Source organism: Microvirga flocculans ATCC BAA-817 (genome assembly GCF_000518665.1).
Lineage (GTDB): Bacteria > Pseudomonadota > Alphaproteobacteria > Rhizobiales > Beijerinckiaceae > Microvirga > Microvirga flocculans.
The window spans coordinates 506,403-520,735 of the sequence record NZ_JAEA01000001.1 but is presented as its reverse complement, the minus strand read 5'-3'; the positions used below and the strand labels follow the sequence as shown (position 1 = coordinate 520,735).

Here is a 14,333-nt window from a genome sequence, read left to right as displayed (position 1 = left end):
GACTACCCCGGTGCCGCACTCGCCCTCAACATAGTTTTCCTTTTGCAGGGATTAGCCCTGCTTTTGAGGTTCGACCGTCTGCGTGACCAGCGGTTGCGCGCTTGGAGGCCCGTATCCTTCATAGGCTCCGGCCTCGGCATGACGGGCGCACGCTCTCATCAGAACCGCGATGCTGCGGCATGAGCGATCTGGGCGCCGATCTCGTAATAGGCTTCTCTCACGGCCCGGTACCGCACCGGCTCAGGTTCGGTCAGCGGAAGAGGCAGGTCGGCCTCGGAAATTTCACCGAGGATGAGCCGTGCCAGCGTGCGGCCGAAGGTAGTTCCCGGCGCGATGCCCCGGCCGTTATAGCCGCTGAAGGAAACCACGTTCCGGCCGAGCCTGCGGAACTTCGGCAGGCTGTTGCCTGTCATGCCGATGCTGCCGTACCATTCGAACTCGAATTCGACGTCCCCAAGCTGCGGAAACAGGCGTTTCAAGGCGCGCCGCCCCCAGTTGGGATGAATGGACCGGCCCGGCCCGCGCAAAGCCCCGACGCTCCCGAAGACCAGGCGGCCCTGACGGTCGAACCGAAAGGAGCTGAGGATCTCCTTCGTATCCCAAACACCCTGCCTCTCGGGCAGAATCGTTTTCTGGAGATGATCGCTCAGGGGTTTGGTGGCGAGATTGAAATAGGGAAGGTGCACGAGCTCGGCCCGGATCTGCGGCCAGACCTGAAGCGTATAGGCATTCGTCGCCACGACCACCCATTTGGCCCGGACCGAGCCTGCGCCTGTGCGGACCCGCCAGCCGCTGCCGTCTTCCTGCGCGTCCATCACGGGGCTTGAGGTGAAGATCCTGGCTCCGGCCCTGATCGCAGCGGCCGCAAGCCCGCGCGCATAGGCGAGCGGCTGGATCGTTCCGGCACGCAGATCGAGGAGTGAACCGGCATAGGCGTCGGTTCCGACCTTGCGGGCGGTTTCCTCCGCACCGAGCAGGAGGACCGGCGCGCCACGGGCCTGCCATTGCCGCGCCCGTTCCTGAAGCTCGCTCCATCCCTTCGCGCCGACGGCGCAGTGAAGCGTGCCGCTGCGCTCGATCTCGCAGGGAATGCCGTGTTTCTCGACAAGCTCGAAGACCACGCTCGGCGCTTCGCCGAGCAGATGCAGGAGGCGCGAGCCGTAGACCTCGCCGAGCTCCCCCGGGAGATCATCGGGCATCACCCACATGCCGGCATTGACGAGACCGACATTGCGGCCGGACCCGCCGAAGCCGATCTCGACGCCTTCCAGCACCACCACGGAGGCTCCGGCCTCCGCCAGGTGAAGGGCCGCCGACAAGCCGGTAAACCCTGCTCCGATCACCACCGCATCGGCCACGATATCGCCCGTCAGGCCGGTCGTGGGGGGCGCGGGAGGAGCCGAGCGCTCCCAGAGGCCATGGCTTCGCGGATCGTTTCTCATTCCGGGCATCCCTGAAACGAGCGATTGGGAATCGCTCTATCCGAACTTCATTCCTTCCTGTAATCGGATTTCAAGAAAGCGCCCCGCAGGCAAACCAGTTTTCTTTATAAGATCATCACCAAAGGTAATGAAATGGGCACAGCGCGCCGCTTCCTGCCTTCCATGTCGTTGCTTCGGGCCTTCGAGGCGGCGGCACGCCTCCAAAGCTTCACCGCCGCCGCCGCGGAGCTGAACCTGACTCAAGGGGCCATCAGCCGGCAGATTCGTGTCCTCGAGGAGCTGCTCGGATCAAACCTTTTCCTCAGAGAGCGCCAAACCGTCCGCCTCACATCGGCCGGCGAGACTTATGCCCGCGAGATCAGGGAAGCGCTCAAGCGCATTTCGAGCGCCACGCTGAGCTTTCGCGCCAATCCGAAAGGCGGAACGCTCAATCTCGCCATCCTGCCGACCTTTGGGACCCGATGGCTGACGCCACGCCTGCCGCGTTTCCTCAGCGCTAATCCCGGCATCACGGTCAACCTGGCCACCCGTCTGGCGCCGTTCGATTTCAATCTCGAACAGGCCGATGCCGCCATTCATTTCGGCGCGCCGGACTGGCCCGGCGCCGAGCTCGAGCTTCTCATGAGCGAGACGGTGGTACCCGTCTGCAGCCCATCGCTCCTCGACGCTTACAAGTTCGAGCGGCCAGGAGATCTGCTGAAGGCCCCTCTCCTGCATCTCGTCTCCCGCCCGGATGCATGGGAGCATTGGTTCGAAGCGCAGGATGCCCTCACGGAGCCCCTTCACGGCATGCTTTTCGATCAGCTCGCGACCGCAGCCCAAGCCGCCATCTCGGGCCTTGGCATTGCCCTCCTGCCGGCATTCCTCATCGAGGATGAACTGAAACGAAGGGATCTCGTCCCGGCCATCGACCTGCCGATGCGAAGCGCCGGGCAATATTATCTCGCATGGCCGTCGAGCCGTTCGTCGTACTGGCCCCTGGTGGAGTTCCGGCAATGGATCGTCCGCGAAACTCAGGAATTCGCGAGTACCGGAGACGATCCGCTGTCGAGGTAGGCTTTTGGCATCGCATCGATCCGGTATTTTTGGACCTGAAGATGACGCTGGTGCGTAATCGGCCGAGAATCGGAGCCGCCTTGGAACGCTCGCGCGAAGACGCGACGAGCGAATTCGGCGAAGGGGACGGACAATCGCGTCTCGCCGTCACGACCGCGAAGAGGAGGCTCATCCTGCGCAGGAAGAAACAAAGAGAAAATATGTTTCCAAGCCAACCGATAAAAGCAAGAATATGCCCCGCTCTTTCGTTGACAGGCGCGAAAGCGGAAGAATATTTTTCTACCTTCGAACCAATAAATGCGTACCGACAACGATAATCATCGGAGATGAACATGGCGGAGTTAGGTTCTGTCGCGGGGCTCGCACGAAAGGCAGGCATCGCATTGTGCGTTTCAACGGCCTTGAGCGCCATGCCCAGCGCAGGATTTGCGCAGGACAAGCCGCAATCGGGCGGAACCCTGCGCGTCGTGACCTACGAACCGCTCTGCCTGGACCAGATCGAAGGCACGTCGCGCAACACGCAGACCGCCCTGCAGAGCATCTACGACCGCCTCGTGTCCGAGAGCCTCGATGGCCGGTTTCATCCCTGGATCGCCAGCCAGTGGACGATTTCCGACGACCAGCTGACCTATGCCTTCACCATTCGCGACGGCGTGAAGTTCCATGACGGGACACCGCTGGATGCGGAGGCCGTGCGCTTCAACCTGCAGCGGTGGCTCGACGTGAAGAAGGCGGGCGGTGCGCCGATCGAGTCGATCTCCGCCAGCGGCAACATTGTCACCGTCAAGCTGCGCAAGGCCTACAGCCCTCTCCTTCACGACCTGAGCGAGCCGGCTGTCGGCTTAATCTCGCCCGCCTCCATCCAGAAGTACAGCAAGGAGGAGCGTTGCGCCGGCGGCCCCGGCATCACCGCCGGCTCCGGACCGTTCAAGGTTCTGTCGCGCACGCCGGGCCGCGACCTCGTCTTCGAGCGGAACGACGACTACAACTGGGGCCCGAAGGACGCGGCGCACGAGGGCAAGGCCTATCTCGACAAGGTCGAACTGCGCTTCCTGAAAGAGGATTCGGTTCGCGTCGGCGCCGTTGAATCGAACCAGGCCGACATTGCGACGGGTGTACCCGCCATCTCCGTGGAGGACATCAAGGCGAAGCCGCATCTGAAGCTTCTGCAGGCACAGCAGCCGGGCATTCCATGGTCGTTCTGGCTCAACCAGTCCAAGGCGCCCCTCGACGACGTCAAGGTGCGTGAGGCCCTGCGCCTCGGCGCGGATTATGCCGGCCTCGTCGAGGCCGTGTTCCTGGGCACGGCGACCCCGGCCTATGCGGCCCTCACGCCCGCCGTCGCCACCGGATACGACGCATCGCTTGAGAAGTCATGGAAGTTCGACGCCAAGAAGGCGCAGGCCCTGCTCGACGAAGCAGGATGGAAAGTCGGCAGCGACGGCATCCGCGTGAAGGACGGCAAGCGCCTCACCCTGCGCGGCATTTCCGCCGCGCCATGGACCAACCAGCAGCGCGATCTTTATGCGCAGGGCCTGAAGGCGGCCTTTGCCGCCATCGGCGTGGATTACGTGCGCGACGTGGTCGATTTCGGCACGGCGGACGCACGCTTCAAGGCCAATGACTACGACATCGTCGACACGTCGCAGGCCGCGAGCGAGCCCAACCTCCTCTACGGAGCATTCTACTCCACCGAGACCTGGGACAAGGGCAACACCAACTGGGGCTTCGTGAAGGACAAGGACCTGGACAGCGCCCTGGCCGCCGGACTTGCGACGACGGACCGCGAGAAACGCATCGCCGCCTACAAGGCCGCGCAGAAGATCATCGCGGAGAAGGTCTACCTGATCCCGATCGCGAACCCCACCGTTCTTCTCGCCGCGAACAAGAAGGTCCAGGGCGTGACGTTCGGAACCTCCGGCCAGATCGGCTCCTACTACGACGTCTGGCTCGCGAAGTAAGAGGCTCGTCTTGCACATCGCAAGAGAACTATTCATCCGCATCCTTGCGGGAGCAGCGGTCCTCTGGGCCGCTGCTTCTTTGGCTTTTGCCATCCTCCAGCTCTTCCCGAGCGATCCGGTTCAGGTGATCTACGGCGCGGATTCCTCGGTCACGCCGGAGCTGCGCGACGCTATCCGCGCGGATTTCGGCCTCGACCAGCCGGTGCTCGTGCAGTACCAGCGCTTCGTCACGCGGATTGCGCAGGGCGATCTCGGCATTTCGTATCAGCAGCGCCGCACGGTGACGTCGATCATCGGAAGCGAAATCGGCTCCACGCTCACGCTCGCGTCCCTGGCCGTCCTCGCTGCCGTCGTCATGGCCTTCCTCGCCTCCCTCCTCACGGCAGGCCGCAAGTCCTGGCTGCGCCGCGTGTTGTCCTCGTTCGAGCTCTTGAGCGTTTCGACGCCGGTTCTCTGGGTCGGCATTCTGCTTTTGACCTTCTTCTCCTTCCAATGGCAGCTCTTTCCAGTGGTCGCGGATGGCGGCTGGCGTTCCCTCGTCCTGCCCGTCGCCACCCTGGCCGTCGCCGTGTTCGGCAGCCTGAGCCAGGTGATGCGGGAAGAGATGGATCGCGCGCTCGAACAGCCCTTCATTCTGACGGCGCGCACCCGGGGCCTGTCGGAATGGGCGATTCGCTGGAGGCATGCCCTCGGACACGCGCTCATCCCGGCCATCACGATCAGCACGGAAACGTTCGGCGGACTTCTCGCCGGGTCCATCGTCACGGAGCAGGTCTTCGGACGCCCGGGGCTGGGCCGCATCACCCTGGAGGCGATCACGAACCATGACATTCCCGTCGTGATGGGAATCGTCCTTTTCGTGGCCTTCGTCTTCGTCGTCCTCAACATTCTCGCCGACCTGCTCTATCGTCTGGTCGACCCACGGCTACGCGTCTCCACCCGATGACCGATCTTGCTCCCGAAGTTACCGATTCCGCGCCACGGCGATGGGGGCCGCGGGCCTTTTCAGGCCTGCGCCGCGTTCCCTTCGGCGTCGCGCTGGCGACGCTCGTGGTGATCTTCCTCGTGCTCTGCGCGCTCTTTCCGGAGCTCATCGCGCCCAAGGATCCCTATCAGCTCAGCCTTCTCCATTCGCTGCGGGCGCCTTCCCTCGCGTTTCCCTTCGGGACCGACCAGCTCGGGCGCGACATCTTCTCCCGCGTCGTGCACGGCGCGAGCTACTCTCTGTCCATCGGCCTAGGCGCAACCCTGATCGCCGTGACGGTGGGTCTCCTCGTCGGGCTCATCGCCGGCAGCGCGGGTGGAGCCGTCGATCTGGCCTTCATGCGGATCATCGACGTTCTGCTCGCCTTCCCGGCCCTCTTCATGTCCATGGCCGTGGTCGCCCTCATCGGCAAGGGCAGCCTCAACGTGCTCCTGGCCATCGCCATCGCGGAGATTCCGCGCTACGCGCGCATCGTGCGATCCCAGGTTCTGGTGGTGCGCCAGTCGGGCTATGTGGAGGCCGCCCTCATCCTCGGCCAACGCCGCTGGGTCACGCTGCTGAGGCATGTGCTGCCCAACACCATCGGTCCCCTCATCGTCCTGTCGACGCTCGGCATCGGCAGCGCCATTCTGTCCTCCGCCGCGCTCAGCTATCTCGGCCTGGGCCCCAAGCCGCCGACACCGGAATGGGGCCTGATGCTGGCGGAGGGCCAGGGCTATCTGCGCAAGGCCTGGTGGATCGGCGTCTTTCCGGGAATCTTCGCAACGCTCACCGTCGTTTCGACCACCGTTCTCGGCCGCTATCTCAAGGCGCTTTCGGATGGCAGGGCCTGAACCATGCATCTTCTGACCGTCGAAGACCTCAGCGTCTCATTCCCCGGTTCGGTTGCGGTTCGCGGCTTGAGCTTTTCCGTCGATGCCGGCCAGTGCGTCGCCATCGTCGGAGAATCCGGCTCGGGCAAGTCGGTGACCGCCCGCACCCTCGTGGGACTTGCAGGCGACAACGCCACCGTCACCGCGAGGAACCTGCGCCTTGGCGACAAGGATCTTCGGCAGCTTTCGCCCTCGCAATGGCGGAGCGTGCGAGGACGCCATATCGGTTTCGTCCTCCAGGACGCCCTGGTGTCGCTCGATCCGCTCAAGACCATCGGATCGGAAATCGCGGAGGCTCTGACGCAGCACGTCGATCTCTCCCGAAAGGAGGCGCGGCAGAAGGTTCTCGATCTTCTCGCCTCCGTCGGCATTCCCGACCCGCAGGAGCGCGTCGGCCAATACGCCCATCAATTGTCGGGCGGCCTGCGCCAGCGCGCCCTGATCGCATCCGCCATCGCGGCCGATCCCGCGCTTCTCATCGCCGACGAGCCGACGACGGCGCTGGACGTGATCGTGCAGGCCCAGGTTCTGAGCCTGCTTCGCGACATGAAGGCCAAGGGGACAGGCCTTATCCTCATTTCGCACGATCTGGCCGTGGTGGCCTCGCTCGCCGACCATATCATCGTTCTCAAGGACGGCGCGGTCGTGGAAGCGGGGAGCCCCGACCGCATCTTCTCAGACCCGCAGGCGCCCTATACGCGCGCCCTGCTGGCTGCGATTCCCTCGGCGACGACCAAGGGCCGGAAGCTGACGGCCGATACGCCGCCCTCCACGTCCTCGGACGCGCCCGGGAGACGGGAGGACGGGATCGCGCTCGAAGCCAGAGCCCTGATCAAGAGGCTCGGCAGCCGGCTTGCGGTCGATCACGTCACCCTCACGCTCCGTACCGGCGAGACGCTGGGCCTTGTCGGGGCTTCCGGCAGCGGGAAAACGACCCTCGCGCGCCTGCTCCTGGGCCTGCAGCAGCCAGACCGGGGCGAGGTGACTCTCAGGGGCCAGTCCTGGTCCGGGCTGAGCGAGCGGCAGAGACGGCCCTTGCGACCACGCATCCAGCTTGTCTCGCAGGACCCGCTCGGATCGTTCGATCCACGCTACAGGGTCATGGACATCATCGCCGAGGCGCTGGAGATCGCAGGCGCTCCGAAGAGCGACTGGAGAGCGCGGGCCGCCGAGCTCATCCTCTCCGTCGGGTTGAGCGAAGCCCATCTCTACCGCCGCCCGCGCCAGCTCTCAGGCGGGCAACGGCAGCGCGTCGCCATTGCCCGCGCCCTGGCCATGGAACCCGAGATCCTCATCTGCGACGAGCCTGTTTCCGCCCTCGATGTTTCGACACAGGCCCAGGTTCTCGACCTTCTGGACGATCTGAAGAAGCAGTTCGGCCTCACGGTGCTGTTCATCTCCCACGATCTCGGCGTCGTTCATCATGTGAGCGACCGGGTGATGGTGATGCATGCCGGAAAGATCGTCGAGGAGGGGCCCGTGGACGAGATTTTCCTGAACCCGCGCGCCGCCTATACGCGGGAGCTGCTCGCGGCTCTGCCGCGCCTCCCCACGCACAGGCCTTTCGCAACCCATGAGTCCAGAAATGACCGCACCGGACGAGACACATTATCTGTCAGCGCTTGAGACCTGGCATTCGCAGCGGCTCGCCGCCCTGACGAAGGACGACGGCTGGTTGAGCGTCGCAGGGCTGGAATGGCTGGACCCGGGAGTCTGGCGCTTCGGCTCGGCTCCGGACAACGACATCGTCATCGCCGGCATTCCGGCGCGGGCAGGAACGATCGCCCAGGACGCGCAAGGCACCGTGACCGTAAGCCTCGACCCTTCCGCAGGCGGCGCCATCGACGGGCAGGCTCTCCAGGAAGCGCAGCTCTCCGCAGGTCCCGAAGCGCCGACGCGCGTGACATTCGGAAGCATGTCCTTCTATCTCATCGAGCGCAACGGGCGAAAGGCCTTGCGCATCCTCGATGGCAACAGCCGCAACAGGCGAACGTTTTCCGCGATTCCCCGCTTCCCGGTCGATCCCTCCTGGCGGATCGTCGCCGACTGGGTTGTTCTCGAAACCCCGAGACCCTTCGAGGTGGACAGCGTCATCGGAATCCCGAGCACGATCATGGTGAGCCATAAGGCGGTCTTCAGCCGCGATGGCCGCTCATACGAGCTGTGGCCGACGCACGGCACGGAGAACGCCCCCATGTTCGTGCTGCGCGACGGGACGTCCGGCCGCGAAACCTACGGCGCAAGCCGCTTCCTGGTGGGCGAGATCCAGAAAGACCGCATCGTTCTGGACTTCAACAAGGCCATCAACCCGCCCTGCGCCTTCACCGATTTCGCCACATGCCCCCTGCCGCCTTCGGAGAACAGGCTCCCGCTGCACATCGCGGCAGGGGAAATGCTTCCTCTCTTTCAGGCCGAGGCCTGATGCAGGAGCAATGTCCGGCGTCGGGACGGCGCCGTGGTCGATTCTGGCTCCGAAGACGGGCAGGAATGACCCTTGGAGCGCCCCGGCGGGAACCTTGAAAAGGCAATTGGGACGTTCGTTTTTAAGAACATCCGGACCGGCAAGCGCTTCTCGAAGTGACTTCAGGAAGAGTGAGCCTTCCCGAATTCTTGCTTCTCATGCTTCACCGGCCGCTTCAGATCCGATCCGCTTGGACTTGATTCAGGAAAAATGTTCTTTATAAAGAACATTCCGAGAGGATGCTCGGTTCGAAAGCCATGCCCTTTCGAGATTTTTCTTTGCCGAACCAGGGTCGAGCATGGATGCGACGGATACGAAAATCCTGACGCTCTTGCAGGAGAATGCCAACATCTCGATTGCAGAGCTCGCCCAGAGGGTGAACCTGTCTCAAACGCCCTGCTGGAAGCGCATCCAGCGGCTGGAAGCGACGGGCGTCATCCAGAAGCGGGTTGCCATCCTGGACCCGGAGAAGATCGGCCTCGGCTTGACGGTCTTCGTCTCCATCGAGATCTCCGATCATTCGGGACAATGGCTGGAACGCTTCGCGGATTTCGTTTCCTCCTTGCCGGAAGTCATGGAAATCTACCGCATGGCCGGCGATGTCGACTACATGCTGCGCGTGGTGGTACCGGACATGGCGGCCTATGACAGTTTCTACAAGCGCCTGATCGATGAGATCCCGCTCAAGAACGTGACCTCGCGCTTTGCCATGCAGCGCGTGAAATCCACCACCGCCTACGCTCTGACGCCCGGCGACAAACGCTAAAGCATCGGACCCAAAAGTGGACCTGCACTTTTGGGATCCATCCGATGCTTTCTTCTTGAGTGAGAGCATCGTTGAGAGCGGACCCGAAGGGCCGCGTCAGCGAAAACCGGGTCCACTTTTCCGCACGATGCTCTAGAATCATTTCTGGCGAAGTGAATCCAGCTTTCTTCAGGCTGACTTAGGCGATGTCGCTCTGCGCCGCGCCTCGTAAGCGGTGATGAAGGCGGCATAGCTCCAGGCGAGGTTTTTGGCCGATGTCTGCCGCCCGGTGGTCCGGTCGAACTGCTCCGACAGCTCACCCGAGTCGGGAGTGTAGTCACGCACCGTCGTCATGAAGGCATCGCCCCGGCCAAGAAGAGCGTCCGTGAGCGCCGCCCGGTCGATCTCCTCAGAAGGCAGCCGCGAACCTGTCGGGCGGCTTTTGAGAACGCGCACCAGAAAGGATGCATTGTCGGCGCTGCATTCGAGCGAGCAGCCCTGCGCCACACGGCCCGCGAGCCGGTAGAAGAATTCCGCGGCGGCCAGGGTCGTCATGTACCACGCACCTCCGCTCACGTAGCGATCGCCCGCATAACGTCCCATGGCCGGACCGCGTCCGGCTGGAAGCGCGGCATTGATGCGGTACTCCGCGGTGAAAAGTTCCTCGAGTTTGTCGAACGTCGCATGCACCTTGGGATCCAGCACGCTGTGCGCTCCCTCGCCTCGGTTCGCGTGCAGGACGGCCAGCACGACAGAGGTGTCGAGCGCCCTGTCGCCGGCGCCGCGCGGCGCGTCGGACCGGCTGCGGTAACAGCCTTCTTCCGCCGACCAGTGGCGGTCGAGTTCCTCCCGGAGAGCATGCGCGGCCGAATGCAGGCGTTGCGCCTGCTGCGACTTTCCGGTTTCGGCCATCCACGCTGCGCCATCCTCGAGAGCCGCCATCTGGACGAGGCGCGTGTAGTCATGATGGCCGAGCTTTTCCTCCCAGAGGTCGTAGCAGGGCTCGGCCCAGTGCCGCTCGACGAATGCAAGATCCTGCGCCAGAAGCTGCGCGGCAACCTCGCCGAACAGGCCCGACTCGCGCCAGCGCAAAAGGCTGAGCGCGCGCAGAGCGGGGCCGTCGTTCTGCGGCCGGTTCCACCGGACGATGTCGAGCGTACCGTCAGGATTGAAGCGCACCTCGCCTGGAAGGGCTTCTCCGGCCGCATGCATGAGATCGTCGTCGGAACGCAGATAGGCCAGGTGATCCTGTCTGACCGTTTCCCGTATCCTGGCATGACGGAGGAAAGAAACTCCGTCGAGACGGTTCAGGGCGAGGCTGAAGGCGACGAAATCGTCGAAGATCGTAGCGGCATCGGGCAAACGCCCGCCGCGGTAGAGAAGGCGCAAGGCATCCATAACGAGGGCGGAATCCCTGAGCCAGTGAAAGAAATAGTCCGGGTCGCCTCCGGAGAGGTCGGTCTCTGGCGCAGCCACGATCGATCCGGCCTTCGGCACGATCCTCTGTCCGAAGGCTTCCCGCCGCATCACGCGATCCGTGGCGGAGACGCTGCGAAGAATGGCGACGGAGGAACAGGTCATCTGCCTTTCCATCCAGGAAAGGAGATCCTCATCATCTCGTCCTTCATCGCGCGCCGGCATGGTCGTTCACGTGAGATGCGGGCTCTCGAAGCCGAGCTTCACGAGCCCGGAGCGGATCTCAGGGCAGCTCATGAAAAGCTTCCAGAACAGGCCCGAGCGATAATTCTCGATCATCGCCACGGTCGCCCCCTGATCGAGGCCGACATAGTCGCGCGAATACCACCCCTTGCTCTCGCTGAAGGACGAGACGAACCCGCACTCGCCCCAGATATGCTCGCGCAGAGGTCCGAAATAATGACGCAGGGCCTGCAGGGAGGCCTCGGGACAATAGGGTATGCTCGCAAGCGCGGCGTGCGGCGCGATGAAGCCGAGATCCAGCATGGGATGAAGATTCCGGTATCCCTCATCCGTATCGTCGCTCGTCAGCCCCCAGCAATACGGGCCGTATCCCTTGAAGCCGTGGGGATTGCGGATGCAGTGCTCGCGGTTGATCAGGACATGATGGACATTCTGCAGCCAGTAATCGGCATAGCGGTCTTTGAGCCCATGCGGGTCGAGGCCGAGAAAGGAGTAGTAGCTGAAGAAGAGCGGACCGCCGCAATCGGGACCGAGAGGCAGTTCGATCCCGTGATAGGTCCGTCCGTTCAGGAAGTCCCGCCCTTGCGCCCAACCGCCATGATAGACGCCCTCATGGATTCCGTAGCGCGGCGCGGCGGCGGCGAGGACGTAGGCGACGAGACACTCGTTCCAGCCCCTGATCTCGTAATCCATGCTCCAGCCGTGATTGGGGCTCCAATGCCAATAGAGCATCTTCAGCCCTCCGCGGGTGTGCCAGTCCCATTCCGTCTCGGTCCAGAGCCGGTCGATCAGGCGCCGCAATTCGCTCTCGTGCGGATCGTACCGCTGAAAATACTGGCGGGCGCAGAGAAAAGCCTGCAGCAGAAGAGCCGTTTCGACGAGGTCGCCACCGTCGTCTTTGCGGGAGAAGGGAATGGTCGCGCCGGTCCGGCCGTTCATCCAGTGCGGGAAGACGCCATGGTAGGACGGCGCGCTTTCGAGAAAGCGGGCCATCGTGAGAAGCCGTTCGACGGCCTCCTCCCGCCGAAGCCATCCTCTTTCGACACCGGTGACGATTGCCATGACGCCCATGCCCGACGCTCCGATGGCGACACGGTCATCGGGAGCTTGGCCGATGGTGATCCTCTCCCGCGCGAGGCCGCTCACCGGATGGCCGTAATCCCAGAAGTAGCGCAATGTCTCCCGCTGAACCGCATCGAGCATGCGGGACGTGTCCTGATCGGGCCGTGAGCTGTCGAGACGGGCGGAGGAGATCATGCAGCCTCGCATTCATGAGATGCACCGCCAGGTGACAATACCAGTCATGCGCGGCCACCGTCGAGTCTCGGCGCTCTCCGGCTTGGACGCGGACCTTAAGTTCCGCTTTGCACCGGACTTCCCGACGGCAGCGACCATGCCTCGGGCGAACGGGAACTGCCGCGGCGTGTCAGCGTGCCTTCCCGATCCCGGACGAGGTGCAGGACGCGGTCATAGAACATGTCGCCGGACGGGCGGCGGCTTGTGCTGATCACGGTGGCGCCCGCGAGTTCGTTCTCGAAGATCGACAGGATCAGGCGGCGGCTGTCCTCGTCGAGGGCGCTGATCGCCTCGTCGAAGATGATCCAACGTGGGCGGTGCAGCATCAGGCGTGCGAAGGCGAGCCTCTGCTGCTCCTCGAGCGGCAGCATGCGGTCCCACCGGTCCTCCCTGTCGAGATCAGGCTTGAGGTGCCCCAGCCCTACGCGGTCGAGCGCCGCGAGGAAGGCGTCGCCCGCGAAACCGTCCGGAGAGGCGGGATAAGCCAGGATGGCCCGCAGCGAGCCTGGCGGGAGATAGGGGCGGCGCGGCATGAACATGATGGCCTGCCCGGGCGGCCAGAGCACGGAGCCGGTTCCCCAGGGCCACAGGCCCGCGAGCGCCTTGAACAGGGCGCTCTTGCCCGCGCCGGGATCCCCGGTAATGACCACGTGTTCGCCCGGTCCGATCTCGACATGCGGCTCGGTCAGCATCGCCTTCCCCCGGAACAGCACGACGCCGAGCTTGTCGAAGACGAGCTTCGCCTCCTCGCCTTCGCGGAAAGCGATCCGCTCCGCGTCCTCGACGAGCGTATCGAGTCCGGTCAGGGTCTCGCGGAGCAGCATGACGCGCAGCAACGCCGCCCGCCAATCCGCCAGGCGCGAGAAATTGTCCACGAACCACCGCAGGGATTGATGGACCTGCATGAAGGCCGCCACCGTCATCATCAACCCGCCGAAGCTGAGGCTGCCGGTGAAATAGCCGGGAGCCGCGACGATGAACGGAGCCACGATGGCGAGCCATCCCGACCCCGCGGTGATCCAGGTCAGGCGCGCCAGCCCGTTCGCGAGACGCCGTGCGACGCCGATCACCCGGCCCACCTCGCTCTCCAGACGCCGGCGCTCATCGGCCTCGCCCTGGAACAACGTGATCGCCTCGGCGGATTCGCTGACGCGGACGAGCGCGAAGCGCAGGCCTGCCTCCTGGGAGGAGCGTTCCACATTGAGGTCGATCAGCGGACGGCCCACACGCCAGCTCATCCACGAACTGACGGCCGCGTAGGCCAGCGCGCACCACACCATGTATCCCGGCACGGCGGTGACGATGCTCGTGCTCGTTTGCGCCATCTCACGGGAAAGACCCCACAGAACGCCGACGAAGGTGATGAGAAGCAGCGATGATTGCAGCAGGCCGACACCGAGATCGGCGCAAAGCTCCGTCAAGTGCCGGATATCCTCGTGAATACGCTGGTCGGCATTGACGCCGATCTCGCCCGCCAGGGACAGGCGATAGACCCGCTTCGGCTCCAGCCATTCCCGGATCAGATCGTAGGTCAGGGCTTCGCGGAGCACCACTTTCAGGGTTTCGTGAAGCCAGGTCTGCGTGACGCCGAGCACGAGCAGGCTCGAGGCGATGAGGCCAAAGACCTGAAGCTGCCAGAGAAATGCGGCGACCTGCTTCTGCGCGACCGCGTCGTAAAATCCCTGGTTCCAGGCGTTCAGCCGGATCTGCCCGAACGTGTTGGCAGCGATCACAACCACGAGCCCGACGCAAAGCAGCAGCAGCCTCCCGCGCTGGTTTGAGCGTGCGAGTGCGTATATCATCGCCAGCACTTGGCCCCATACGAGGGCATAAGAGGACTTGGGTCGATCCGGCAT

11 protein-coding genes are annotated in these 14,333 nt (G+C 64.0%); 7 read left to right on the top strand and 4 right to left on the bottom strand.

The annotated features are described in order from the left end of the window. Nucleotides 1-158: 158 nt before the first annotated feature. Nucleotides 159-1,442: an NAD(P)/FAD-dependent oxidoreductase gene (locus tag L879_RS0102500; RefSeq protein WP_027314736.1), complete on the bottom strand. Its 1,284-nt coding sequence runs from the start codon at nucleotides 1,440-1,442 to the stop codon at nucleotides 159-161. Nucleotides 1,443-1,574: 132 nt separating this feature from the next. Here L879_RS0102500 and L879_RS0102495 point away from each other — a divergent pair, with 132 nt between their 5' ends. The 7 genes from L879_RS0102495 (at nucleotide 1,575) to L879_RS0102465 (ending at nucleotide 9,543) form a co-directional block, all read left to right on the top strand. Beyond that, nucleotides 1,575-2,498: a LysR family transcriptional regulator gene (locus L879_RS0102495; protein WP_027314735.1), complete on the top strand. Its 924-nt coding sequence runs from the start codon at nucleotides 1,575-1,577 to the stop codon at nucleotides 2,496-2,498. A gap of 332 nt (nucleotides 2,499-2,830) precedes the next feature. Next, complete coding sequence (locus tag L879_RS0102490) at nucleotides 2,831-4,459, top strand: ABC transporter substrate-binding protein (protein WP_154664050.1); 1,629 nt, start codon at nucleotides 2,831-2,833, stop codon at nucleotides 4,457-4,459. Between the two features lie 10 nt (nucleotides 4,460-4,469). After that, nucleotides 4,470-5,405 (top strand): ABC transporter permease, encoded by a 936-nt coding sequence (locus L879_RS0102485; protein WP_027314733.1) that lies wholly within the window; start codon nucleotides 4,470-4,472, stop codon nucleotides 5,403-5,405. Continuing rightward, the gene (locus L879_RS20140; RefSeq protein WP_035458369.1) at nucleotides 5,402-6,277 is read left to right on the top strand and encodes an ABC transporter permease; all 876 of its coding nucleotides are present in this window, start codon (nucleotides 5,402-5,404) and stop codon (nucleotides 6,275-6,277) included. The genes L879_RS0102485 and L879_RS20140 overlap by 4 nt, the downstream gene beginning before the upstream one ends. A 3-nt stretch (nucleotides 6,278-6,280) precedes the next feature. Further along, nucleotides 6,281-7,942 (top strand): dipeptide ABC transporter ATP-binding protein, encoded by a 1,662-nt coding sequence (locus L879_RS20135; protein WP_084020637.1) that lies wholly within the window; start codon nucleotides 6,281-6,283, stop codon nucleotides 7,940-7,942. Then, nucleotides 7,902-8,738: a DUF1684 domain-containing protein gene (locus tag L879_RS0102470; RefSeq protein WP_027314732.1), complete on the top strand. Its 837-nt coding sequence runs from the start codon at nucleotides 7,902-7,904 to the stop codon at nucleotides 8,736-8,738. Before L879_RS20135 ends, L879_RS0102470 begins: the two co-directional genes overlap by 41 nt. A gap of 337 nt (nucleotides 8,739-9,075) precedes the next feature. Then, nucleotides 9,076-9,543 carry an Lrp/AsnC family transcriptional regulator gene (locus tag L879_RS0102465; protein ID WP_027314731.1) on the top strand — a complete coding sequence of 156 codons (468 nt, stop codon included), beginning with the start codon at nucleotides 9,076-9,078 and terminating at the stop codon, nucleotides 9,541-9,543. Nucleotides 9,544-9,711: 168 nt separating this feature from the next. Here the strand turns inward: L879_RS0102465 and L879_RS20130 are convergent, their stop codons facing one another. From L879_RS20130 to L879_RS20125, 3 genes are all read right to left on the bottom strand, one after another. Continuing rightward, nucleotides 9,712-11,103 (bottom strand): glycoside hydrolase family 15 protein, encoded by a 1,392-nt coding sequence (locus L879_RS20130; protein WP_161634621.1) that lies wholly within the window; start codon nucleotides 11,101-11,103, stop codon nucleotides 9,712-9,714. Nucleotides 11,104-11,169: 66 nt separating this feature from the next. Beyond that, nucleotides 11,170-12,438 carry a glucoamylase family protein gene (locus L879_RS0102455; protein WP_027314730.1) on the bottom strand — a complete coding sequence of 423 codons (1,269 nt, stop codon included), beginning with the start codon at nucleotides 12,436-12,438 and terminating at the stop codon, nucleotides 11,170-11,172. Nucleotides 12,439-12,533: 95 nt separating this feature from the next. Beyond that, the gene (locus L879_RS20125) at nucleotides 12,534-14,333 is read right to left on the bottom strand and encodes an ABC transporter ATP-binding protein/permease (RefSeq protein ID WP_051434973.1); all 1,800 of its coding nucleotides are present in this window, start codon (nucleotides 14,331-14,333) and stop codon (nucleotides 12,534-12,536) included.